This is a genomic window from Psychrobacter sp. PL15 (assembly GCF_035984995.1).
Classification (GTDB): Bacteria; Pseudomonadota; Gammaproteobacteria; order Pseudomonadales; family Moraxellaceae; genus Psychrobacter.
This window is the reverse complement of the sequence record NZ_JAXCIB010000003.1, coordinates 150,350-174,813: the sequence shown is the minus strand read 5'-3', so window position 1 is coordinate 174,813 and position 24,464 is coordinate 150,350. Positions and strand designations below refer to the sequence as shown.

Annotated in this window: 17 protein-coding genes and 1 riboswitch; of the genes, 11 read left to right on the top strand and 6 right to left on the bottom strand. The window is 43.7% G+C overall.

The window, feature by feature from the left end; genetic code table 11:
• Positions 1-395 precede the first annotated feature (395 nt).
• Entirely contained in the window at positions 396-2,492 is a 2,097-nt protein-coding gene (gene pnp / locus RCH20_RS03760) for a polyribonucleotide nucleotidyltransferase (protein WP_327192757.1), read from the top strand.
• A 525-nt stretch (positions 2,493-3,017) separates the two neighbouring features.
• Here the strand turns inward: pnp and RCH20_RS03755 are convergent.
• Complete coding sequence (locus RCH20_RS03755) at positions 3,018-3,275, bottom strand: YheV family putative metal-binding protein (protein WP_209955928.1); 258 nt, start codon at positions 3,273-3,275, stop codon at positions 3,018-3,020.
• Complete coding sequence (locus tag RCH20_RS03750; protein ID WP_327192645.1) at positions 3,275-5,476, bottom strand: M3 family metallopeptidase; 2,202 nt, start codon at positions 5,474-5,476, stop codon at positions 3,275-3,277. The genes RCH20_RS03755 and RCH20_RS03750 overlap by 1 nt, the downstream gene beginning before the upstream one ends.
• Before the next feature lie 602 nt (positions 5,477-6,078).
• Here RCH20_RS03750 and RCH20_RS03745 point away from each other — a divergent pair.
• From RCH20_RS03745 to RCH20_RS03730, 4 genes are all read left to right on the top strand, one after another.
• Positions 6,079-7,191 carry an AOC03_06830 family ribosome hibernation factor gene (locus RCH20_RS03745; RefSeq protein WP_327192644.1) on the top strand — a complete coding sequence of 371 codons (1,113 nt, stop codon included), beginning with the start codon at positions 6,079-6,081 and terminating at the stop codon, positions 7,189-7,191.
• 268 nt (positions 7,192-7,459) lie between these two features.
• Positions 7,460-8,272, top strand: a complete 813-nt coding sequence (locus RCH20_RS03740) for a glutathione S-transferase N-terminal domain-containing protein (protein ID WP_327192643.1) — start codon at positions 7,460-7,462, stop codon at positions 8,270-8,272.
• 408 nt (positions 8,273-8,680) lie between these two features.
• Positions 8,681-9,439: an endonuclease/exonuclease/phosphatase family protein gene (locus RCH20_RS03735; protein ID WP_209955922.1), complete on the top strand. Its 759-nt coding sequence runs from the start codon at positions 8,681-8,683 to the stop codon at positions 9,437-9,439.
• A gap of 141 nt (positions 9,440-9,580) precedes the next feature.
• Positions 9,581-10,588 carry an NADP-dependent oxidoreductase gene (locus RCH20_RS03730; protein ID WP_327192642.1) on the top strand — a complete coding sequence of 336 codons (1,008 nt, stop codon included), beginning with the start codon at positions 9,581-9,583 and terminating at the stop codon, positions 10,586-10,588.
• 286 nt (positions 10,589-10,874) lie between these two features.
• Here the strand turns inward: RCH20_RS03730 and RCH20_RS03725 are convergent, their stop codons facing one another.
• The 3 genes from RCH20_RS03725 to RCH20_RS03715 are packed head-to-tail and all read right to left on the bottom strand — an operon-like array spanning position 10,875 to position 14,533.
• On the bottom strand, positions 10,875-11,615 hold the full coding sequence (locus RCH20_RS03725) for an alpha-ketoglutarate-dependent dioxygenase AlkB family protein (protein WP_327192641.1): 741 nt from the start codon (positions 11,613-11,615) through the stop codon (positions 10,875-10,877).
• A complete protein-coding gene (locus tag RCH20_RS03720) occupies positions 11,615-12,568 on the bottom strand; it encodes an alpha/beta fold hydrolase (protein WP_327192640.1) in 954 nt (317 codons plus the stop codon). Before RCH20_RS03720 ends, RCH20_RS03725 begins: the two co-directional genes overlap by 1 nt.
• Before the next feature lie 48 nt (positions 12,569-12,616).
• On the bottom strand, positions 12,617-14,533 hold the full coding sequence (locus RCH20_RS03715) for an ABC transporter ATP-binding protein (protein ID WP_327192639.1): 1,917 nt from the start codon (positions 14,531-14,533) through the stop codon (positions 12,617-12,619).
• Positions 14,534-14,837: 304 nt separating this feature from the next.
• Here RCH20_RS03715 and RCH20_RS03710 point away from each other — a divergent pair, with 304 nt between their 5' ends.
• Complete coding sequence (locus tag RCH20_RS03710; RefSeq protein WP_327192638.1) at positions 14,838-15,782, top strand: EamA/RhaT family transporter; 945 nt, start codon at positions 14,838-14,840, stop codon at positions 15,780-15,782.
• A 240-nt stretch (positions 15,783-16,022) separates the two neighbouring features.
• A complete protein-coding gene (locus RCH20_RS03705; RefSeq protein ID WP_327192637.1) occupies positions 16,023-16,913 on the top strand; it encodes a fructose bisphosphate aldolase in 891 nt (296 codons plus the stop codon).
• Positions 16,914-17,022: 109 nt separating this feature from the next.
• Here the strand turns inward: RCH20_RS03705 and thiC are convergent, their stop codons facing one another.
• Positions 17,023-18,990 carry a phosphomethylpyrimidine synthase ThiC gene (gene thiC / locus RCH20_RS03700; RefSeq protein ID WP_327192635.1) on the bottom strand — a complete coding sequence of 656 codons (1,968 nt, stop codon included), beginning with the start codon at positions 18,988-18,990 and terminating at the stop codon, positions 17,023-17,025.
• A 335-nt stretch (positions 18,991-19,325) separates the two neighbouring features.
• Positions 19,326-19,450, bottom strand: a riboswitch (TPP riboswitch).
• A 505-nt stretch (positions 19,451-19,955) separates the two neighbouring features.
• Between thiC and pstS the strand changes: the two genes are divergently transcribed.
• The 4 genes from pstS (at position 19,956) to pstB (ending at position 24,339) form a co-directional block, all read left to right on the top strand.
• Positions 19,956-21,110, top strand: a complete 1,155-nt coding sequence (gene pstS / locus RCH20_RS03695; protein WP_327192634.1) for a phosphate ABC transporter substrate-binding protein PstS — start codon at positions 19,956-19,958, stop codon at positions 21,108-21,110.
• Between the two features lie 117 nt (positions 21,111-21,227).
• On the top strand, positions 21,228-22,184 hold the full coding sequence (gene pstC / locus RCH20_RS03690; protein WP_209955907.1) for a phosphate ABC transporter permease subunit PstC: 957 nt from the start codon (positions 21,228-21,230) through the stop codon (positions 22,182-22,184).
• 178 nt (positions 22,185-22,362) lie between these two features.
• The gene (gene pstA / locus RCH20_RS03685; RefSeq protein WP_327192756.1) at positions 22,363-23,211 is read left to right on the top strand and encodes a phosphate ABC transporter permease PstA; all 849 of its coding nucleotides are present in this window, start codon (positions 22,363-22,365) and stop codon (positions 23,209-23,211) included.
• A 210-nt stretch (positions 23,212-23,421) separates the two neighbouring features.
• On the top strand, positions 23,422-24,339 hold the full coding sequence (gene pstB / locus RCH20_RS03680) for a phosphate ABC transporter ATP-binding protein PstB (protein ID WP_327192633.1): 918 nt from the start codon (positions 23,422-23,424) through the stop codon (positions 24,337-24,339).
• Positions 24,340-24,464 lie beyond the last annotated feature (125 nt).

Below are 24,464 nucleotides of genomic sequence, written 5' to 3'. Positions count from 1 at the left end.
CAGTTTTGTAATTAATTGGTCAATGGCTATAAATCCCTGTAAAATAGTGCACTGTGAGTTTTTATAGCCATGCTTACATATAGAAGATGTAGGTATTAAAAAAGTTAATAGCCCATATATAATGTGGCCTTTATAACGTCAAAGCTTCATTGGTACTGATAGAAAAGATACTTATGAACAATCGAATTTGAACGACTAAAAGATGTAGCAGTATAGATAAATCCGTAAGATAAATGCATAACAGTGACCGTACTTACGAGCAGAACTCGCAAGTACAATGCTCTTCAGTTAGCGGTTATAGCCAGAAAAATTTTAACGACTGATATCAGGCTCCTTACAGCGCTGATATTATTTTCGTCATCCAACATTAGGAAAATTATATGACAAATCCGACAATGTTCAACACCATTAAACGTGAATTCCAATATGGCAACCAGCAAGTTATCATTGAGACTGGTCGTATTGCTCGCCAAGCCAACTCTATTTTAGTTCACATGGGTGGCGTTACTGTATTAGTAGCAGCAGTCGTCAAGTCTGAAGCAAAAGCTGGGCAAAACTTTTTTCCATTGACGGTTAACTATCAAGAAAAAATGTATGCTGCTGGTAAGATCCCAGGAGCTTACGGCAAACGTGAAGGCCGTGCTAGCGAGTTTGAAACCCTAACCTCGCGTCTCATTGACCGTCCAATTCGTCCGTTATTTCCTGAAGGCTATTTGAACGAAGTTCAGATCACAGCTACGGTAGTGTCATCAGATAAAACTCAATCTGCAGATATCGCCGCATTGATTGGCGCTTCAGCAGCGTTATCTATCTCTGACGCGCCTTTTAACGGCCCTGTTGCCGGTGCACGTGTTGGCTTTATTAACGGTGAATACGTTCTAAACCCAACGCTTGAGCAACTTAAAGAGAGTGATCTGGACTTAATCGTCGCTGGTACAAAATCGGCAGTATTGATGGTAGAGTCTGAAGCCAAAGAGCTATCAGAAGACCAAATGCTAGGCGCTGTACTATATGGCCATGAGCAACAGCAAATTGTTATTGATAATATTGCCTCATTAGCAGCAGAAGTAGGTACTGCTAAGCAACAGTTTACTGCTCCTAAGCACGACCAAGCGCTTGAAAGTGCTATGAAAGAGCAGTTCGGTGTACAAGTTGCTGACGCTTATACCATTACTGACAAGCAAGAACGTTACACTAAGTTGGATGATATTAAGCAAGCGGCTATCGGAACACTAGCAGGTGATTCAGAGTCAGAAGCTTATAGCAACAATGTATCTGAGCTAAAAGAAATCTATAACGAGCTAAAATATCGTACGGTTCGTGACAGCATCTTGTCTGGCAAACCACGTATTGATGGTCGTGACCTTGATACGGTACGTGCCCTTGATGTACAAGTAGGCGTGTTACCATTTACCCATGGTTCAGCGTTATTTACTCGTGGTGAAACCCAAGCATTAGTGACCACTACCCTTGGCAACAGCCGTGATGTCAATATGATTGACTCGCTAGGTGGTACTATTCGTGACCATTTCATGTTGCATTACAACTTCCCGCATTTCTCAGTCGGCGAAACCGGCCGTGAAGGTATTCCTAAACGTCGCGAAATCGGTCATGGTCGCTTAGCGCGCCGCGGTGTACAAGCGATGCTTCCTGATAGCGAACGCTTCCCGTATGTTATCCGTGTGGTATCAGAGATCACTGAGTCAAATGGTTCATCTTCTATGGCCTCTGTTTGTGGTGCCAGCTTGGCATTGATGGACGCTGGTGTACCAATGAAAGCACCCGTTGCTGGTATCGCGATGGGTCTGGTTAAAGAAGGCGAGCGCTTTGCCGTATTGTCTGACATTTTAGGTGATGAAGATCATCTTGGCGACATGGACTTTAAAGTTGCTGGCTCTAAAGACGGTATCACTGCGCTACAGATGGACATTAAAATTGAAGGCATTACCCCAGACATCATGGAGCAAGCGCTCAAACAAGCCCATGCTGGTCGTATCCATATCTTAGATGCGATGAATAAAGTACTGCCCGCAAGCCGTACTGAAATCAACGCACATGCGCCTAACTATGCAGTGATTGAAATCAACCCAGATAAAATTCGTGAAGTTATTGGTAAAGGCGGCGCAACCATTCGTCAGCTAACCGAAGAAACAGGCGCGGTTATCGATATTGATGACGGCGGCACGATTCGTATCTTTGGTGAAAATAAAGCCGCGACTAAAGCTGCTATTAGTAAAATCGAAGCCTTAACTGCAGAAGTCGAAGTAGGTAAAATCTATGAAGGTACGGTTGCTCGTATCGTTGACTTCGGTGCTTTCGTTAACGTCCTACCAAATACTGATGGCCTAGTCCATATCTCTCAAATCGCAGAAGAGCGCGTAGAGAATGTGTCTGATTATCTCAAAGAAGGTCAAATCGTTAAAGTATTTGTCCAAGACGTTGATAACCGTGGTCGCATTAAATTGACTATGAAAGGCATTGAACAGAGCTAAGTGACTATTCTATTAATGTAGCACTAGAATGTCGCCTCAATAAAAAGAACCGCTTTGAATCACTTATTATTAGTGCTCAAGGCGGTTTTTTTATGGGCTTAAAATTTGAGTATGATCCGTCATTTAAAAACAACTGAGACATGTTAATAATTTACAAGCTGATATCTAAAGTGGAATACTTTATGGGGGCATGAGTGAATTGTAGAGCTGCCATAATATAGTTAAAATACCTCAAAAACACTACGGTACTGCTGGTATAAGCTTTTTACAGCCTCTGTCCGCGTAGGCACAGCAAGTAAGAAAAGCTTATACCAGCAGTAGGTTATGTATCGATATTACTTTTCATTGACTATAGATATCTCGTGACAGTAAGTGGTATAAAAAACAGTCTAAGACCTTAAAATCCAAAATAAAAAACCTATCTATAACAAAAAGCCTATCTATTGATAGGCTAATGTCTTAAATATTATTTAAGGGTCAACATAAGAACTCAGGTTTTGATTTTAAGTATTCTGTCTGGAAACTTTAGATTTTAAATTTCACAGTACCGCTTGTGCCGGTCGCCATGACATCACGCGCAAGCTGGTCTTCTGCATGGTTTTTGGCACTAATTTCATCAGGGTCAGGACGATGTTCTGTATGCCCACATTGGGTACATTCAATATATTCATCAGGCTCAGGTGTCACGATATTGACTTGCACTACCGCATCTGCCGCTTCACATTTAGGGCAGCGAACCCCTGCTAAAAACTGCCGTTTTGGGCGCGGAGACTTATAGCGCATTAGCTGACCTCGCGTTTGATCTGCGTATTAGCCGCCTCATTTTGAGTCGCGTTACTAAAGCCACTATGGCGTAATAAGGCATCAATACTAGCACTACGACCACGAAAATTCTCAAAGTTAGTCTTAGCAGGTAAGCTGCCACCCACGGATAAAATAGTGTCACGGAAAGCTTTACCCGTTATAGGATTAAAGATGCCTTCTTCTTCAAACTTACTAAAGGCATCTGCAGATAGTAGCTCCGCCCATTTGTAAGAATAGTATCCCGCTGCATAACCACCGGCAAAGATATGACTGAAGCCATTAGTAAAACGGTTGTAGTCAGGGGTTTCCATAATAGCAATATCACTGCGCACATTATCTAAAGTCGCGAGAATACCGTCATAATCTAAAGCTGGCGTGTGCGCGTGAATCAGTAAGTCAAAAAGTGAAAATTCTATCTGACGTAGAGTCTGCATACCACTTTGGAAGTTTTTGGCTGCTAATAAGGCGTCAAGCTTGTCTTTGGGTAATGGCTCACCGGTCTCTACATGACTACTGATGAGTGCAATGCCTTCAGCATCCCACGCCCAATTTTCCATAAACTGACTGGGTAGCTCGACTGCATCCCACTCTACGCCATTGACACCGGCGACATCACCAACAGTAACCTGGGTTAATAAATGATGCAGACCATGACCAAACTCATGAAATAAGGTTAACACTTCATCATGGGTGAGCAAGCTTGGTTTGCCGTCAAGCGCTGGGGTAAAGTTGCCGACCATGAAACAGACCGGTAGCTGATGATGGTTCAGCTCCTCATGACTATAACGGGACTGAAAACCACTCATCCATGCGCCGCCACGCTTACCACTGCGAGCAAATAAATCAAAGTAAAAACCACCAATCAAGGTGTCTTTTTCATCAAATAACTGGTAAAAACGCACATCGTCATGCCAGCGTGATACGACAGTTTCACTAGCGTTAGAAGCACTTTGTTCACGCACTGTAATACCGTATAGGCGCTTAACAATGGCAAATAAACCATCAATGACTTTTGGTAATGGAAAGTAGGGACGAATCTCTTCTTGCGATAAGCTGAACTTATTTTGTTTGACCTTTTCGGCAATATAGGCGCTATCCCACGGTTGCAAGTCTGTGATGTCATAATCGCGTGCGCATTCTTGTAGTTGTGTTAAGTCTTGTTTGGCAGTTGGTGTTGCTTGCGCCGCTAGACTGCGTAAAAAGGTTTCAACTTCCGGTACATTGTCTGCCATCTTAGTCGATAAAGACACCTCAGCGTAATTAGCAAAGCCTAGTAATTGGGCTTTTTGCTCGCGCAGTTGCATGATTTGACTCATGATGTCAGCATTATTTAGTGATTCACCTTTGCTATTAGTATGATTATCAAATTCCGAGGCACGAGTGACATAAGCACGGTATAACGTTTCGCGTAAACTGCGATCATTTGCATGAGTCATGACTGCTAGATAAACAGGGATATTTAAGGTAGCCACATAATAAGGGGTAGGCAGGGCATCACTCTCAGCTTGCGAAAGTGAGCCATTGGCCAACTCGCGTACTTTATATTGGGCACCAGCATCGGCTAATAGCGCTAAACCACCGTCAGTCAAGCCTGCCAACTGTGGTTGTTCAATAGGTAGCACATAAGCTTGGGTGGCATCCAAAATATGGTCTGAGAATGTCGCAGACAAGGTCGATAGCTGGCTTTGAATAGCGGCAAACGTATCTTGCTCAGATTTTGGTAACGCCACCCCTGATAACTCAAAGCTTTGTAGAGCCAGTTCAAGCGCCCGCGCTCGAGCAGGTTCCAGCTGCGCTAAAAATGCCTTATCATTAATAATGGCTTGATAACGAGTAAATAGGGGTTGATGTTGCCCGACCCGAGTGCCATAAGCAGATAGCTTCGGCAGCAGCTCATGATGCACATGACGAATATCATCATTGCTCATTACGCCATTAAGATGCGACAAAATACCCCAACTGCGATCCAATGCCAGATTGATATGATCAAAGGCCATGACATCCGCTAGTGCCTGCTTGGCGCTGATGCCAACAGCACCTTCATCATTATTCGTTATCGATGCCAGCTCATCTAAAAAGGTATTAGCCTGATCAATAGCCGTGGTTACTTGCGTCTGTAGGTCGCTTGGATTAGTAGCGGCAAAGTCAACAAGGTGCAAATCCGAATTAAGAGTAGTCATAAAGAGATCCAATATTAATAAATGGTGTTATTTATAATTAAAATTTTGTAGGTCGTGGCTGCAGATTGCTAAGAATGGTCTAAATATTAACGGCTACTTAAAAGATGGGTATAGAGGGGTAAGAATGCAAGCCTAGGCCTACTGCACATACATATTATCTATACTCTCAAGTACTCAACGCCTAACTACTGAGATTCTCTAGTACTTATACTTTCAAATCCTAGTTTTTAAGTTGTACAAGTCATAACCTGCCTAAGTATTCTGCCTGAATAGCAGAAGCCTAAGCAAATGAATTTATAAATACCCAATATTGACTAACTTGCTTACAAAGTGTCATCATTTGCTTGCAAACTAACCCTACAGCCAGCAGGGTGAAATTGGTAGGATGAACACAGTGGAATATAAATATTATATTACTGAGAATATTACGCTGATGAGTGTTACATTAATAACAGGCCGTTATTAATTTAGGAGGTTAATTCTATTATCATCTTAATCCCTAGCAAAAAAAGTAAATAATAAATATTTAATAAAGCTAACTTATCATGTTAGTAATCAAATATGATTAAGTCTCAAAAACAATAAAATATGGAGAACTATTTATGAAAGCAACTCTAAAAAGTTTACGTGAAACCAAAGCCAATCCAGCGGTAAGTATCTTTGTGAAGACTCACCGTGAACATCCTGAAAATGAAAAAGATCCTATCGCGCTAAAAAATCAGCTAAAAGTAGCCGAAGAACGCTTAATTAAAGAATATGATAAACGTACTGCGACCACCATCTTAGATAAAATTCATGCTGAAATTAAAGAGTTAAATCATAATTATAACCTCGATACTTTAGCTGTTTTTGCAAGTACTGACGATGTGCAAATTGTTCGTATGCCTATCGATACTGTAGAGCGTGTGGTAATTTCAGATCGTTTCGCTACTCGTGACCTAGTACGTGATATGGCCAGTGCCGTGCATTATTATACTGTGGTGCTTACTCGTGATAAGGCCCGCTTAATTGAAGCGTCGAACGACCGTGTCGTGGTTGAAATGGACAAAGATTCTAATAGCCAAAACCATATGGAAAGTATCCCATTCCCTATCGAAAATAATAGCTTATACACGACTGGTGATGGCGGTTCAGATCGTTCAGCAGACAACGAAAACAGTTATCTAAAAGAGTTCTTTAACCGTGTTGACAAAAGTGTACAAGAACTGTGGGGCGAACACAAAATGCCGCTAGTGATCGTCGGTGATGCGCGTAATATTAGCTATTATCAAGATGTATGCGACCGTCCAGATAATATCATCGCTACTGTTTCGAATCTGACTGAACTTGAAGAAGGCAACGCCCAACATATTATTGATGGCGTGCAAGAAGCGGTAGAAAAATATCGTACGTCACTACATGAAGCGGCATTGAGCGAAATTGACAAAGCCCGTGGTGCTCAGATGTTACGCACTGACCTGCAAGAAGTTTACCGTGCTGCTTATCAAGGTGCTGGCGAGACTTTATACGTTCGTCGCGGTTATATGCAATCCGCCAAGATTGACGAAACAGCGCAGACCTTGATCATGGCGGATGACACTGCCACAGAGGGCGTAACCGATGATGCCATTGGCGAAATTATCGAACATGTGATTCATAATGGTGGCAAAGCGGTATTCATGCCTAAAGACATTATGGGCGAAGACCAACCTATTGCGTTAGTTACTCGTTATTAATGATTGGTAAAGAATAAGCAGTAAGCATTAAGCACGTCATAAGGGCATTGGTTCGTTGAGAGTCAATGCCCTTTTATATTGGTCAGTCTAAAAACAGTCCAAAAATAATTTTTAGCAGATACCACTGAGAATAAATAGGCGGTACTAAAATCAATAGCAATCAGCGCTACTAAACATACATCACTTGAATGCTAATAATATAAAAAATAATACAAATAATAGCCTTGAGTCGCAATTACAAACAACAGTTATGACAATAAGGACACTGATGATGGGTTTTTCAAATAATATGATCGGGTATAAACTAAAAAGCCTACAAGCCACTACTTCGACATTACTACGAGGTGGGCGAGGCAATATGGGTACCGCAGCGCCGATGCAGCCTGATGAGTCTCTCATCTTGTATGAACATGAAGCTTGCCCGTACTCGCGCCGAGTACGTGAAGTCATGACTCATTTGAACCTCGATTATGAAAGTCGTCCTAGCCCGTGTAAAGGTCATGTTTATCGTGATGAGCTCAAAGAACTGGTGGGTAAAGCGCAAGTACCGTTTCTAATCGATGACAACACGGGTGATAAAATACTAGACTCACAAGCCATCATCGATCATCTATTTACCCATTACTCTAAAAAAAGCGCTACCCCTGAGAACTATCGAGCCTCTAATGGAGACAGTGCCACTTTGAGCAATAAAGCGACTAGTATTGCCTCGATGATGCGTGGTGTTAAAGCGGACCATCCGAAAAAGAACTTAGCGCGTGGTAAACCTAAAGAACCGCTACAGTTATATGGTTTCGAAGCCAGTCCATTTTGCCGTTTGGTACGCGAAAAATTAAGCGAGCTTGAAATAGGTTATATCAACCACAGTGTTGCGCGCGAACAAATACAGGATATCGGCGGCTTTGGGATGCGTTTAAATCTTGGCGAATACCATCCTATTAAAGGGGGTAAACGCGAGCGCATCATGAATCAAGTAATGGACGGTAAGCTACAGTTTCCTTACCTGATTGACCCTAATACTGACGCTAAGATGTATGAATCAGCAGATATTATTGATTATTTAGATAAAACTTACGGCTAGTATGGATAGGCGCAAATGCTAGTTTTACCTAGCAATCGACGGTATATAGCAAGACTAAATCGCCGAAAATGCAGTCATAGGGCAGTCAGTAATCAGGGGCGAATAGTGAGACTTAGTTTTAATGTCTGATTTCTCACTCTTTTGATAGACATAATAATTTAATAGGATTAGTAGACGGGGTCGTTTGATCAAGCGGCTTGTTATTAAAATTCTAGTAGTGACGGTTTGTTACTTTTTATTGGTTAGCCTGATTGTTTTGCTAATGATGGTCTATGATAGTCATAAGTTCAATGTTAGGTAATATCGTTATGGCTCTTTTATGAGTGCTTTTATGAGTACTCTCATGAGTACTTTATTAAAATTATGATGATAACTATCTCCAATCCTTATTCCATGAATACTGAGTATATGAATACTACAACCTCTTTGGTCCTGACCAGCTATAACATCCACAAAGGTATGTCGCCACTGAACCGCCAAGTAAAAATACAAGGCATCGCCCAAGCGTTGGAAGCAGTGGGGGCAGATATATTGTGTCTACAAGAAGTGCAAGGGCAAAATCTTAGGCGTAACATACAATACAACGAATATCCTGACCAGTCGCAGCACGAATGGTTCGGTGAGTTCTTACAGCTACAAAACAGCTACGGTAAAAACTCGGAATACGAAAACGGTCATCATGGTAATGCCGTACTTAGCCGCTTTCCATTAGACCCCAAACATAACGTCAATATCACGGTTAATAAGTTGGAGCAACGTGGGGTCTTGCACTGTGAGGTGCAACCAATAGGCTGGGATATGCCAGTAGTGGTCTTATGCGCGCATTTAAATCTGTTTGAGCGTGACCGGATCAAGCAATATCAGGCAATTAGTGACTATGTGCGTAATGCGATTGCCCCTGACCAACCGCTGATTCTGGCCGGTGATTTCAATGATTGGAAGAAGATGTCTTGTGATAAGCTAGCAACTAGCCTTGGCTTGACAGAAGCATTTAAATCCTGTCATGGTAAACTACTACCGACCTTTCCAGCAAAGTTGCCCGTTCTGAGCTTAGATCGCATCTATGTACGCAATTTGATTGTAAAGGATGCCTGGGTACATACGGGCAAGCCGTGGTCTACGCTATCAGATCATTTGCCTATTAGTGCAGAGTTGGCTTTGCCATAAATACATTACTGGTACCCATTTATTCAAGTCTATTTAAGAAAAAAGCCCGTTTAAATAATTGAAACTATTTAAAAGGCCTGCAAAGCAAACAATAACGCTTAATAAATAACCCCGATATATAAAATATAAGGATGTATTACTATGTCTAACGCTTCTAATCAGCAGCTACCAAGCAGTCAACATGCGGTCGTTATTCTTGAATTTGGCGAGCCTGAAGTTATGAAATACCATGACGGTGTTGCTATGCCAGAGCTTGCTGAAGGACAAGTACTAATAAAGGTAGCTTATGCAGGTATCAATCCGGTCGACTACAAAACACGCCAAGGCAAAGGCTGGGGCGCGGATAATATTCGTAAAAATAAATTTGATCATAATGAGCCTGCCATTTTAGGCTTTGATGTTGCAGGTGAAGTAGCCATCAGTAATAGCGATCAGTTCGCTGTTGGTGATAAAGTTGCTGCCCTTACCTTTGATGGCGGTTGTTATGCTGAATATGTGGCGGTAGACGCCAAGCTACTGGCTAAAGTACCAGAGGGAGTGACTCTAAAACAAGCTGCTGCGCTACCTTGTGCTGGCCAAACCGCGCTACAGTTTATAGCGTTTGCCGATATTAAAAAAGGCGAGCACGTGGTGATGAATGCGCCAGCGGGTGGGGTCGGTCATTTATTAATTCAGCTATTAATGGAAAAAGTGGCGCAAGATGATATTAAAGTAACCGTTATTTGCTCACCAGAAAAATATCATAAACTGGCTGATCTAATAGACAAAAATCAGCTTGCCGGTTGGATTGACTACACTAAAGACGAGGCATTCCCTGACTTGCAAGCCGACGTATTACTTGATTTAGTCGGTGATGAAGCAGGTGTACGTGCGCTTGGTGTCCTCAAATCAGGTGGACGGGTTAATGTGTTACCCACCATTTGGGTGGATAAGCTTAAAGGTGCAGGCAATGAGAAAAACCTAATTGTGGCCGGTTACGCTGCTCAGCGCAGTGGTGAAGATATGGCGCGTGTGCTACAGCAAGTCGCTGATGGCAAGTTAACCTTACATATTCAGCAAAGCTATCCATTGTCAGAAGTCGTTGCGGCTCACCTTGAGCTACAAAAAGGTGGTACCTTTGGCAAAATCGTCTTAGAAGCCTCTGTATAAAAACAGCAAAAAGGGTATGCTGACCAATTTCAGTATATTACTACAGCTGCATACTTTTACCCTTTGTGCGTGGGTGCTGTACATGCCCTATTATTACCTTGTTAGCCTTATTGACCCTCGTTGTTTTAGTGTAGCGGTTAATACGGCAGTATAAACGACGGTAAAACTAGGGCTAGTCATCCATTAGATGGATCTCAATTATAGTGATTTCAATTATAGCGATTTCAATTATAGTCATCCAAACCTGTGCTATCTAAACTTGTACTATCTAAAATGGCGAGTTTTGTTAAGCTGTAATCATACGCCGAAAAGTAAGGCTAATCCGACCTTCATTAACTTTTTTAGTTTTAGTAATACTGTGTTTCCAATACTGCTGAGTAACGCCTGCCATCAAGATAATCTGTCCGGAGGTAAGATACAGCTCTACTTTGTCTTGTCTCTCTTCACCTGTAACTGGTTTATGCTTAAATAACATTTTACGAGTTGCCCCCAAAGACAGGGCTGCTATTAAAGGCTGCGGGCCAAGCTCTTTTTCATCGTCTGCATGATAGCCCATACCCTCATCACCTGAAGGATAGTAATTAAGCAAACAAGCATTAAAATAGGGACGATGGTCTTGAGTGATATGATCTTGACCATTAGTGCTAACCATATCAGCCGCACCAACCACATCAAGATTTAGAGCGCGTATTTTGTCTTCGATAAGTTGTTTCACGTGAAACACTACAGGATGCCAACCTGTGGCCTGTCGGGTATGCCCAGCGTAGCGATAGCTCAAACCCTTATCACCCATCCAAACAATTTGCCGCTTAGTGATATGAGTCTTGCCAAACAAGGTAACGACATCAGATTGCCAAGGCAGGGTGGTTAATAACGTCTGGTATAGCTCATCAATATTATCAACCACTGCTTCTGAAGGTAGCGATCTTAAAAGTCGCTGTCCTATTTCTATCCGCCCTAAATCGTAAAGCTGGCCATCATAAGGCAATAAATTCTCAGTAGGATGGGGCGCAAATAAATCGTCCATTAGTTCGACTTTATCTTATTGTGCGCCGCTGTTTTACTCTTTTGAGCTTGAGCGCCTTTATTATTATCATACTGGTCATAGCCATTTAAGATAAGACGAGCACATTCTATAGGCGCTTCCATGGGTAGCAAGTGGCCGTAATCGGGCAAAGAGATAATGCGCTCAGCAGGGACAAATTTTTGCCACTGTTTTCTGACTTTATCATTAATAAATAGCGTGGGCTTGCCAGTAATAAGCGTATAAGGGCAACGTAGCTTTTTGAGGGCCGCATCAATATAAGGGGTGCCAAAATAGTTGGCCAGCTCTTGCTCAGGAGTAAACATCAAGGCATAACTGTCATCTGTCTGTGCGACTAAGCTTTGTTCAGCGAATACTTGTAAATGCTCATTGCTAATACGACGATAGGCACGCAGCGCACGCAGGTACTCATAAAAGGCTTGCACACTTGGCCAGGTGGTTTGTTTGGTTAATGTGCTTTTGAAAGGTTCACGAGTCATTTTGAGGGCGCGTGGCATTAGGTCATACAGTAGCGTTTGCGCCTTGGTGAAAGTCACTGGTTCTATGAGATATAACTGTGAAAACAAGTCAGGACGCTTGGCCGCAGCAATAGCGGTGGCAGTTGCCCCTTGCGAATGACCAATACCAACGATAGGAGCCTCTTGGGTCTTTTCTAAAAACTCAATCAGCATATCGGCATCTTGGGCGCGAGTGAGTCGTCCACTGGTCGGCTTATCGTACCAGTAACCACGCATCGCCAATGATGAGATGTCAAAACCTGAACCCAGCGCCTTTAATAACGGTGTATAGGCACCGACTGTGAAACCATTGCCAGCATAAAAGTGCGCCGGCACCCGTAAGTTGGCATCTGAATCAGCCGTCTCATCAAGTTCACTCAAATCGTAATAGCGCGCTTGTTGCCCGTTAATAGCAATACTTTTTGCAAGTTCTTCCATAATGATGCCACATCCTTGTGTTGTTTAATTCAGCGAAGTTCTGGCCGTTTAGCTGTCTTCCCCTAAGAAGCCACCACTTTGACGATGCCATAATCGGGCATAAACGCCATTTAATGCCAGTAGTTCATTGTGGCTGCCTTGCTCAATGATACGCCCTTTATCCATCACTACCAATCTATCAAGTGCTGCAATAGTCGATAAACGGTGGGCGATAGCAATCACAGTTTTGCCGGTCATGATATCGTTTAAGCTTTCGGTAATGGCAAATTCAATTTCAGAATCAAGGGCACTAGTGGCCTCATCTAGTAATAGAATAGGCGCGTTTTTGAGCATGACCCGTGAGATAGCAATGCGTTGACGTTGACCGCCAGAGAGCTTGACCCCACGCTCACCGACTTGAGTATCAAGGGCAGTGTTGCCTTTATCGTCATATAATTCTTTGATAAAGTCCCATGCCTGTGCTTGCTTGGATGCAAATATGATTTCATCATCGGTAGCATCAGGGCGGCCGTAGGCAATGTTCTCACGGACAGTGCGATGCAGTAGCGAGGTATCTTGGGTCACCATACCGATTTGTCGACGTAATGACTCTTGGGTAACCTCATTAATCGCTTGCCCATCGATATAAATTTTGCCGCTATCCACATCAAAAAAGCGCAGTAGTAGATTAACTAAGGTTGATTTACCGGCACCTGAGCGTCCAACTAAGCCTATCTTTTCGCCTGCTTTGATATTTAAATGAAAGTCATCCAGCAGTCTTACGCGTGAGGTTTCTAGCGTTGTTTCTGCTGTCTTAACCACATCAACTTTTGCACCTGTTTGGATCGCAGCCACACCATTCTCACCCTCGTAGCTGAAGTCCACATGATTAAAAACTATATTACCATTAGTGACTTTTAGGGCTGGGGCGTTGGGTTTATCCACGATGGTTTGCGGTGCAGACAAGGTACGCATGCCGTCTTGAACGGTACCGATACTCTCAAACAAACTTGCCGTCTGCCACATGATCCAGCGGGTCAGGCCATTTAATCGCAAGGCCATCGCTGTTGCAGCTGCAATAGCACCAACACCGACCGCACCTTGCTGCCATAAATATAAGGCAATGCCAGCCGTGCTGCTAACCAAGATCACACTGATAAGGTGGGTGGAGACTTCCAAATAGCTGACCCAGCGCATTTGTGCGTGGACGGTTCCCAAGAACTGGCCCATAGCATTTTTAGCATAACCCAGCTCACGGCGTGAATGACTGAACAGCTTGACGGTCATGATATTGGCGTAAGCATCGGTGATACGTCCCGTCATCAAAGCGCGCGCGTCAGCTTGGACAACAGCGGTCTGCTTGAGCTTGGGGATGAAGTACCACATGGTCAGCCCAACCAGCACAAACCAAACCACAAACGGTATCAATAACAAGCTGTCTAAATTAAATAGAATGACGCTTGTCGTTATAAAGTAGACGGTGACATACATAAACATATCAGCGACCGTCATCACAGTCTCGCGTACTGCTAGAGCCGTTTGCATCACTTTGGCAGAGACCCTACCCGAAAATTCATCTTGATAAAACTGCATGGATTGACTAAGCATGCGCTGATGAAAACGCCAGCGCATTTGCATTGGAAATACGCCTTGTAGGGTTTGAAAATGAATAAAGGAAGATAAGGCAATCCAAAAGGGACTAATAATTAGTACGGCGAGCATCAGCAGCATCGTATCGCCTTTTTCGGCCCATAGATTCTGCGGCGTATAAGTACCGAGCCAATCGACTATATTGCCAATCCATGCAAACAGCATGGCTTCATAAATCCCGATACCCGCGGACAAAATCATAAATAGCAATAGCCAGCCACGTAAACCTTTAGTACACGCCCAAAGAAATTTTACCAGGCCCTCACGAGGCAGGGGCATTGGCGTGTCAGGGAAGGCCGAGAGACGCGATTCAAAAAATCGAAATAGAGAATTCATAGGCAGTAGCAATACGCCAAGATAAACGTTACCTGGCGCTGTGACTTTTATTAGTGGGATAGCCGTGTATTTTACCAAAAATTCGCAATCGCGCCTGCATGGTAATTGTAATTTGAACGGAGCAGGCACTTATTGCTAATTGATTGAATAGTGCGCGACTTATTAGACGAGAATAAATAGATTGCTGAAAATGAAATACTTTGTTACATTCCATATTTTGTCTTAATTAAGCAGTGCTGGTTTACGAGTGCTGAATTAAATAACAATGGATGAAGAGCATAGCAATTCAATAAGGTAGAAGTTCATGATGTATTTAACGATTGCGGTGCTATGCAGTGTTGCCGTCTCTGTACTGCTTAAGGTATTAAGACAACAAAATATAGATATCCGCCAAACCATTGTTGCCGGCTATCCGGTGGCCTTTTTGCTGACTTGGGTATTGCTCAAACCTGAGCTTAGTGGCGTTGCTGAGCTTGGCGGTGCCTGGGCTATTATCATTGCACTTGGGGTACTATTACCAGCGGTATTCGTGATTCTTGGTCGAGCCATTGCAGCGGTCGGTATGGTCGCCACTGATGCGGCCCAACGCTTGTCATTGATTATCCCTATTATCGCTGCGTTTATCTTATTTGGTGAAGTATTAACGGGCACGCGTATTTTTGGCTTGGCTTTAGGGTTTTTAGCGCTTGGGGCACTGGTCTATCGCCCGCAGCAGCCAGCTACTGTTAATGATACTGCTAGTGTAAATATGAATGGTGCAAACTTGAGTAGTGCCGGTACAAACAATACCAGTATCAATAACCCGTCTAATAATGGGATCAATAAAAATGTACTTCGCACGCCTCTGTGGCTGTTTGGCGTGTGGGTAGGCTACGGTATTATCGACATTTTATTCAAACAGGTTGCTAAACAAGGCGCTGCGTTTCCACTGACGTTATTTGTCAGCTTCGGGCTGGCCGGCTTACTATTGTTTCTCTATTTGCTTATCACCCGTGTACGCTGGCAAGGTCGAGCATTAGTTGCTGGATTACTGCTCGGCGCGTTAAATATGGGAAATATTTATGCTTATATTCGCGCGCATCAAGTATTGTCTGACTCACCCAGTATTGTCTTTACCGGCATGAACGTCGGTGTCATCGCTGTGGCTACCCTGATTGGGGTCGGCGTATTCAAAGAGTCGCTCAACCGTATCAATGTGCTAGGACTAGTATTAGCAATGAGCTGTGTCGTGGTACTGTTTTTAGCCTGATGGTTTTAATATAAAGGTAAGTTTTTATGATTTCTCAAATTTAGCTGCTTTAACTTATCAGATATAGGCACCGCGCGTGTCCTATGGTAAGGTTATCTACAAACGGCTAGCCTTATATGATCAGGCTCGTATAAACTGACAAACGACTAGCCTTATATGATCAGGCTCGTATAAACTGACAAACGACCGTTTACCTTTGTAACATTTGATCTTTATTAATAAAAATAGGACGCTCATTCAATGGAATATCAACAGCAATTACAACGTATAAAAAATGGTTCAGGATTCATCGCTGCACTTGATCAAAGTGGTGGCAGCACGCCCAAAGCGTTAGAAAATTATGGCGTTACTGGCGACGACTATGATAATGACGAGGCCATGTTTGACCTTGTGCATGAAATGCGTGCGCGGATTATGACTTGCGAGTGCTTTGATGATAAACGTGTCCTTGGTGCGATTTTGTTTGAAGACACTATGGAGCGTGAGGTTAATGGCAAGCCTACCGCTAACTATTTATGGGAAGACAAAAATATCGTGCCTTTTTTAAAGGTAGATAAAGGCTTAGCAGAACAAATGAGCGGCGTGCAAGTGATGCGCCCAATGCCCAATCTAGACTTATTATTAGACAAAGCCAAGAACTATCCGGTATTTGGTACTAAGATGCGTTCGGTCATTTATGAGCCCAATGTTGATGGGATTGAGTTAGTCGTACAGCAGCAATTTGATGTCGCTAAGCAAGTTATCTCAAAGGGCCTGATGCCAATCGTCGAGCCAGAAGTTGATATCAACAGTACCAAAAAGCATGACTGCGAGCTGATACTTAAAACCAATATCTTACATAATCTTGAGCGTTTAGATGATGGTAAACAAGTGATGTTAAAGCTGACCTTGCCTGAAGAAGCTGGGTTTTACCAAGAGCTGATTGACCACCCAAAAGTGCTTAAAGTAGTGGCTTTATCTGGTGGTTATAGCCGTAATGACGCTTGTGCTAAGCTCAAGAAAAATCCAGGTATGATTGCCAGTTTCTCACGTGCCTTTACTGAAGGCTTGAGCAAACATCAAAGTGATAAAGATTTCGCTGATACTATCAATACTTCGATTGATGAGATTTATCAGGCGTCAAAAGTGTAAAGTCAAAGAGCAAGCTAGAAACATAAAAAAGCCCCGCCAAATAAGTTCTTTTATACTTAAATTGCGGGGCTTTTTCTGTATTGAACTAACGTAGCGCTAATCAATTAGCTTACGCTTCTTTACTTTTTAGCCCCGCTGCATATTCACGGACGTTTTGGGTGATTTTCATTGAGCAAAATTTAGGGCCACACATCGAGCAAAAGTGAGCAGATTTGTGCGCGTCTTTTGGCAAAGTCTCATCATGGAACTCACGCGCCGTATCCGGATCAAGCGCCAGATTAAACTGGTCATCCCAGCGAAACTCAAAGCGTGCTTTTGATAGGGCATTATCACGCGCCTGTGCTCCGGGATGGCCTTTGGCAAGGTCGGCCGCATGAGCCGCAATCTTATAAGTGATGATACCGTCTTTGACATCCTTTTTATTGGGCAAGCCTAAATGCTCTTTAGGTGTGACATAACACAGCATCGCCGTACCAAACCAGCCAATCATTGCCGCGCCAATGGCACTAGTAATATGGTCATAACCGGGTGCAATGTCGGTGGTTAACGGCCCTAGGGTATAAAATGGGGCATCGTCACACAGCTCAAGTTGTAAGTCCATATTTTCTTTAATACGGTTCATAGCCACGTGACCTGGGCCTTCAACCATTATCTGCACATCGTGTTTCCATGCAACTTTAGTCAATTCACCCAATGTCCTAAGCTCGCTAAATTGCGCTTCGTCGTTGGCATCTTGCAAGCAGCCAGGGCGCAAACCATCACCTAAGCTAAAGGCCACATCATAGGCTTTCATAATCTCGCAGATATCTTCAAAATGAGTATATAAGAAGTTTTCCTGTTGATGTACCAAACACCACTGCGCCATGATTGAGCCACCACGCGAGACAATGCCCGTCAAGCGTCCGGCTGTCAGTGGCACATAATCTAATAACACGCCAGCATGAATAGTGAAGTAGTCAACGCCTTGCTCAGCCTGTTCAATGAGCGTATCGCGGTATATTTCCCAGGTTAAATCTTCAGCGACACCATCGACTTTTTCTAACGCTTGATAAATAGGCACGGTACCAATCGGCACTGGTGAGTTACGAATCAGCCATTCACGGGTTTCGTGAATATGGTTGCCGGTGGATAAATCCATGATGTTATCCGCACCCCAACGCGTCGCCCAGGTCATTTTGGAGACCTCTTCATCAATAGAAGACCCTAATGCCGAGTTACCGATATTGGCATTAATTTTCACTAAGAAATTACGGCCGATAATCATTGGTTCGGATTCAGGATGGTTAATATTATTGGGGATAATGGCGCGACCTGCCGCCACTTCACTACGCACAAATTCAGGCGTAATAACAGTAGGGGTACTTGCGCCAAAAGTCTCACCATCATGTTGGCGCATATCCGTTGATTCATGCTGCTTTTGGGTTTCGCGAATGGCGATATATTCCATTTCAGGGGTAATAATACCTTGGCGTGCATAGTACATTTGCGTGACATTGCCAGTTTTACCAGCGACATCTTTGGCACGGCGCGGTTTATCAATATGGGCGAATCTTAGATTGGCAGTGCTTATGTCGCGGGCACGCGTCTGTCCGTAGCTGCTTGATAGGCCAGCCAGCTGTTCAGTATCACCGCGTTCGTTTATCCAGCCTTCGCGCAGTTTTGGTAGGCCTTTAGTGAGATCAATAGTGGCGTTGGGGTCAGTATAGACGCCTGAGGTATCATAGACATAAAATGGCGGATTGTGCTCGCCTTCTTTGTCACCCGTACCGCCCACCGGCGTGTCGGCTAAGCTGATTTCACGCATCGGTACTTGAATATCGGGCCTTGAGCCTTCGATATATACTTTACGGGAAGCGGGGAGAATACGGTGTAAGTCGCGGGCGTCTTCTTCAAAACGGGCATCAGTAGCAGCACGATGAGCCGGGGTTTTTAGGGCATCTGCTTTTTTATCCGCTTTATCTTTAGTCGCGTTAGCGGCATTTGAGAGGTTAGCTGGGATATAGGTATCGACGGCGTGTGCGTCTATCTGTGCATTAGCGTTTGGCGTGTTTTTTAAGGTATCTATTGCAGTAGTCATATGCTGTCCTAGCGTGTTGTGTTGTCCATTGTTAAAGGCAACACCGCCAGAATCTGCGGGGGTAAGCGATAGCTACGTAGGCAAATTCAATCATAGATTTAAAGTCACTGCGCTAACAAACATAATGATAGGGCATAAATCTAACTTGATTGTTGGGCGCTACTTATTATTAACCGCCATACTCTTTATCAGTCAGTTTATCAGCCGGTTTATCAGCCAGTTTATCAGCTGGTGAGTTATTTACTGGCTTATTAGCCAGCGAACGCTAGCGACTGAACTTGGGCTAAAAAGTGATTCTAATAATAAGGCATTTCTGCGCGCCCTTTGCAAGACGATAACATCAGCTTAGACTTCCCTGCGTCGGTACTAACCGCATCAGGTTCGGCGGGTGATCTCTCAGCGATGTATTAATGACTGCTTATGAATCAGTCATTGATACATCGCACCCCGAGTCTGTCAGTGTTGTAAATCAACTTTATACTAACAAACTTCTGCTATGACTGCTAATGATATTTAGTCTTATAAAAAATCCTCTCAGGCTGTGTTACTTCCTTAAAATATTCTATTCCTACTGTTTAGCCATTCAATTTAGTCATATAGTCAATGAAAAGTAATATCGATACATAACATACTGCTGGCACAAGTTTTTCTTGCTTGCTGTGCCTACGCAGACAGAGGCTGCAAAAAGCTTATACCAGCAGTACCGTCGCGTTTTTAAGGTATTTTAACTATACCATTCAATTTAGTCATGCCATTCAGTGCTATGCAATTTTAGACTGGTTATTAAAAACGGGTTTAGTCACAGCAAAAATCTTCTAACTTGACGGTTATTGTTTTTTTACAGTTGCTATTACGGTTGTCATCAAACTGTCATCAAAGCTTGGCACACTGCAACGCATGTCAGGGATCATACTATCTAGTGCAGTTATTAAACCTTTGCAGTTGTCATACTTCAGGAGTCTTATATGCGTTATTCATTATTAGCAGTGGCCGTCAGTTGTACCTTAGTGCTTACGGCATGTGATAAATCAACCGACACCACTGTAGCACCCGCGACTGACAGTAGCGCAGCCGCGAATAATAGCGCTGATAGTAGCGGATCAAATAACGCCAGCTCTGCTAGTAGCGATCAAGTATCCATGAATATCACTGGCGCCGGTGCGTCGTTTCCACAGCCTATATACGCCAAATGGTCAGCCGATTACAACGGTGCTACCGGTGGGCAAGTCAATTATCAATCTATTGGCTCGTCAGGTGGTATTAAGCAGATAGTCGCAGGTACTGTTGATTTTGGTGCTTCAGATGCGCCAATGACGCCAGAAGAATTAACGAAAGAAGGTCTAATTCAATTCCCAATGGTCATTGGTGGCGTGGTGCCAGTGGTTAATATTAAAGGCATAGAGCCTGGTGCATTAAAGCTTGATGGCAAAATGCTAGCCGATATCTATTTGGGTAACATCAGCAAGTGGAACGATCCTGCTATCGTGCAGTTGAATCCAGATTTAAGCCTGCCGGACAGTCCCATTACTACCGTATTTCGCTCAGATGGCTCAGGGACAACCTTCAACTTTACTGATTATTTAGCCAAAGTATCTCCCGATTGGAAAAATAATGTGGGGGTCGACAAGACTGTTAAATGGCCAACTTCTGATCGTGGTGCGGCAGGTAAGGGTAACGAAGGCGTAGCAAGCTATGTCAACCGAATGGACAATGCAATTGGCTATGTTGAATACGCTTATGCCAAACAAAACAATATGTCACATGTGGCACTCAAGAATGCCGCTGGTAATTTCGTACAACCTTCTATAGAAAGCTTTGCCGCCGCTGGCGATATTGATTGGTCGCAGCAAGCAGGCTTTTATAAGGTTATTACCAACTCTGAAACTGCCGAGGCATGGCCGATTGCCGCTGCAACTTTTATTTTAGTACATAAGCAGCCGCAAGATCCCAAGCAAGTTGCTGGTGTACTGAACTTCTTTAGCTGGGCTTATGATCAAGGTGATGATGCAGCAACTGCGCTTGATTATGTCCCGTTTTCTGATACCGCTGTTGCTTTATTCAAAGACAGCTGGCAGCAAGTAGTGGGCAAAGACGGTAAGCCGGTATATACCCCACAATAATCTCTGATTCATTTGCCCACACGCCTATGGTTTTCTGATAAGCAGATCATAGGCGTCGCTCATATCTAAATTGTTTATATCCAAATCACACCTATTAAAGCAACTATTGAGGTGGTCATGGCAGGATTTAATTTGCAGACACAACTGAACAAACAGAAACGTTGGGATGCAATATTTGTCAACACTACCAAAGTGGCGGCACTCTTTGTGTTGTTAAGCTTAGGGGCAATTTTATTGTCGCTGGTTATTGGTGCTTGGCCAAGTATGCAGGCGTTTGGGCTAGATTTTTATACTAGTAATAACTGGGACCCGGTCGCGAACGAATACGGGGCTTTAGCGCCAATTTATGGCACCTTGGTCACCTCAGCCATGGCGCTGGTTATAGCAGTTCCTATCAGCTTTGGTATTGCGATATTCTTGACTGAACTGTGTCCACCATTTCTCAAAAAGCCGCTAGGCATTGCTATTGAGTTATTAGCGGGTATCCCTTCTATCATTTACGGTATGTGGGGATTGTTTGTATTTGCCCCCTTCTTTGGTAATCATATCCAGCCATGGCTAACAGAGAACCTAGGCGGTCTACCGATCATCGGCAAGCTGTTTGTCGGTGTCCCGATGGGTATTGGCTTATTTACCGCTTCCTTAGTACTCGCCATTATGATCATTCCTTTTATTGCCGCCACTATGCGCGACGTATTTGCGGTCGTACCGGCGCTGTTGAAAGAATCTGCATACGGTATGGGCGCTACCACGTGGGAGGTAATGTTCAAGATTGTCTTACCGTACACCAAGGCGGGTGTGGTCGGTGGCATTATCTTAGGGTTAGGGCGCGCACTGGGTGAAACCATGGCCGTAACGTTTTTGATTGGCAACACCTTTAATATTAGTCCCAGTATGTTCGCTTCGGGGGTTTCTATTACCTCAGCGTTGGCCAACGAATTTGCTGAAGCATCCGATCCGCTGCATCTATCGGCGTTGCTACATTTAGGACTAATATTATTTATGATTACCTTTATCGTTCTAAGCATTTCGCGATTATTACTACGCGGCATGGATAAGCGCGCTGGACAGTAAGTTTTGGATGTTTTAAAAGTAGCTTTGCCATCTTAGCGTAGGCATCCACATTCAAACGTACCATAAAAAATTTGTCATAGAAAATCGTCATATAAAAAGCCTAGAAGGTTAAAAATAACAAGGAATCTGCTGCATGACCGCATTGTCTGCCATTACTTCAGCCTCGACTAAGCCCATTATGGCCAGTGACCAAGGTCTATATCGCCGCCGTAGGCTATGGAATAAGGTAGGGCTAGGTTTTGCGGCTTCAGCCATGATATTTGGCTTGTTTTGGCTGTCATGGATTTTGATTACTTTGGGTATTGAAGGGTTTAGCGGTCTGGTGCAGATGCCAGTGTTCACGGCCGATACGCCACCGCCGATGACTGATGGTGGTTTGCGTAACGTCATCGTCGGCTCGCTAATGATTGCCAGTACTGGATTATTTATTGGGGCGCCGATTGGCATGTTAGCAGGGATTTATTTAGCAGAATTTTCCCACGGCAATTGGCTGGGACAAGTCATACGTTTTTTAAATGATATTTTATTGTCTGCACCATCGATTGTAATTGGTCTATTCATCTACGCATTATTGGTCAAAAATTATAGCTTTTCTGGCTGGGCAGGCGCGTGTGCACTGGCCTTAATTGTCATTCCGGTAGTGGTAAGAACTACCGAAAGTATGCTGCTACTGGTGCCCAATACTTTACGTGAAGCGGCTTATGCACTAGGAACACCAAAATGGAAGTTGGTGCTGGGCGTCACTGTTAAAGCCGCAAGGGCCGGTCTAACCACTGGCATATTATTAGCGTTTGCGCGTATCACGGGCGAGACGGCACCTTTGCTATTTACTGCTTTGAACAATCAATATTTCAGCTTAGATATGGGCAACGCGATGGGTAATATGCCCAATACTATTTATCAATTTGCCATGAGTCCTTACGACAACTGGCACACCTTAGCATGGGCGGCCGCATTATTAATTACTTTGACTGTGCTCACTTTGAACGTAGCCGCACGCTATATCGGCGGCAAAGAATATAACTAATACTTACCTAATTTCTTAACTTATACATTTAATTTAGAAACGGAACAGGGTCACTGGAATGAATTTTTTGCAGCCTCTGTCACGCTTGCGAACAGCACGCCAGAAAAATTTATACCAGTGGCACGTTGCTATAAGTGACTCTCTTTTATTTTGAACTGACTGTATTTCACATTAAAGAATTTCATATTAAAGATAATAAGGAACATGACCATGACAGATACTGCTACCCGACCAGCAAAAAACAAAATTAAGACTCCTACGCCTGTCCCCACTTTGAGCGACCCGCGTGTGCATGTTCTCGCGCCAGTAACCACTGCCCGTACAGCAGGTGAACAGGCATCTGCTACATTTAATGAATTTGCAGCCACTGTGCCTGCTGCAAAACTCCAAGTCCGTGACTTAAATTTTTATTACGGGGACTTTCGCGCTTTAAAAGACATTTCCCTTGATATTCCCGAAAAGCAAGTAACGGCATTTATCGGACCTTCTGGCTGTGGTAAGTCAACGCTACTGCGCACTTTTAATCGCATGTATGACCTATATCCTAATATGCGTGCTGAAGGTCAGATTTATTTGGATGGCAATGACGTATTGGCCAAATCAATGGATGTCAACTTACTGCGCGCTAAGGTAGGCATGGTTTTCCAGAAGCCCACGCCGTTTCCGATGTCCATTTTTGATAATGTGGCTTTCGGGGTGCGGTTGTACGAAAAGATGTCGAAGGCAGAGCTTGCCGAGCGGGTAGAATGGGCTCTTAAAAAAGCGGCACTGTGGAATGAGGTCAAAGACAAGCTGTCTGCTTCAGGCCTATCTTTATCCGGTGGTCAGCAGCAACGATTGTGCATTGCACGCGGCGTGGCAACCAAGCCCGAAGTTTTATTATTAGATGAGCCAACCTCAGCGCTCGACCCCATCTCAACGGGGGCCATCGAGGCTTTGATTGAAGACTTGAAGCAGGACTATACCATTGCCATCGTGACCCATAACATGCAGCAAGCGGCGCGAATTTCTGATTACACCGCTTATATGTATTTGGGCGACATGGTAGAAATGGGCAACACCGACCAGATTTTTACCAACCCTACCCAGCAAGCGACTGAAGACTATATTACTGGGCGTTATGGCTAATGGTCTTATTTATTATGGTTTTTCTACTTATATAGTTAATCCAGTTTAAAAACGACCCAATGCTACTGGGCTACTGGGCTACTGGGCTACTGGGCTACTGGAATGAATTTTTTGCAGCCTCTGTC

Bases quoted from the DNA above. Each gene is read 5' to 3' on its own strand.
- pnp (WP_327192757.1), top strand. From the start codon at position 396: ATGTTCAACACCATTAAACGTGAATTCCAATATGGCAACCAGCAAGTT.
- RCH20_RS03755 (WP_209955928.1), bottom strand. From the start codon at position 3,275: ATGCGCTATAAGTCTCCGCGCCCAAAACGGCAGTTTTTAGCAGGGGTT.
- RCH20_RS03750 (WP_327192645.1), bottom strand. From the start codon at position 5,476: ATGACTACTCTTAATTCGGATTTGCACCTTGTTGACTTTGCCGCTACT.
- RCH20_RS03745 (WP_327192644.1), top strand. From the start codon at position 6,079: ATGAAAGCAACTCTAAAAAGTTTACGTGAAACCAAAGCCAATCCAGCG.
- RCH20_RS03740 (WP_327192643.1), top strand. From the start codon at position 7,460: ATGATGGGTTTTTCAAATAATATGATCGGGTATAAACTAAAAAGCCTA.
- RCH20_RS03735 (WP_209955922.1), top strand. From the start codon at position 8,681: ATGAATACTACAACCTCTTTGGTCCTGACCAGCTATAACATCCACAAA.
- RCH20_RS03730 (WP_327192642.1), top strand. From the start codon at position 9,581: ATGTCTAACGCTTCTAATCAGCAGCTACCAAGCAGTCAACATGCGGTC.
- RCH20_RS03725 (WP_327192641.1), bottom strand. From the start codon at position 11,615: ATGGACGATTTATTTGCGCCCCATCCTACTGAGAATTTATTGCCTTAT.
- RCH20_RS03720 (WP_327192640.1), bottom strand. From the start codon at position 12,568: ATGGAAGAACTTGCAAAAAGTATTGCTATTAACGGGCAACAAGCGCGC.
- RCH20_RS03715 (WP_327192639.1), bottom strand. From the start codon at position 14,533: ATGAATTCTCTATTTCGATTTTTTGAATCGCGTCTCTCGGCCTTCCCT.
- RCH20_RS03710 (WP_327192638.1), top strand. From the start codon at position 14,838: ATGATGTATTTAACGATTGCGGTGCTATGCAGTGTTGCCGTCTCTGTA.
- RCH20_RS03705 (WP_327192637.1), top strand. From the start codon at position 16,023: ATGGAATATCAACAGCAATTACAACGTATAAAAAATGGTTCAGGATTC.
- thiC (WP_327192635.1), bottom strand. From the start codon at position 18,990: ATGACTACTGCAATAGATACCTTAAAAAACACGCCAAACGCTAATGCA.
- pstS (WP_327192634.1), top strand. From the start codon at position 19,956: ATGCGTTATTCATTATTAGCAGTGGCCGTCAGTTGTACCTTAGTGCTT.
- pstC (WP_209955907.1), top strand. From the start codon at position 21,228: ATGGCAGGATTTAATTTGCAGACACAACTGAACAAACAGAAACGTTGG.
- pstA (WP_327192756.1), top strand. From the start codon at position 22,363: ATGGCCAGTGACCAAGGTCTATATCGCCGCCGTAGGCTATGGAATAAG.
- pstB (WP_327192633.1), top strand. From the start codon at position 23,422: ATGACAGATACTGCTACCCGACCAGCAAAAAACAAAATTAAGACTCCT.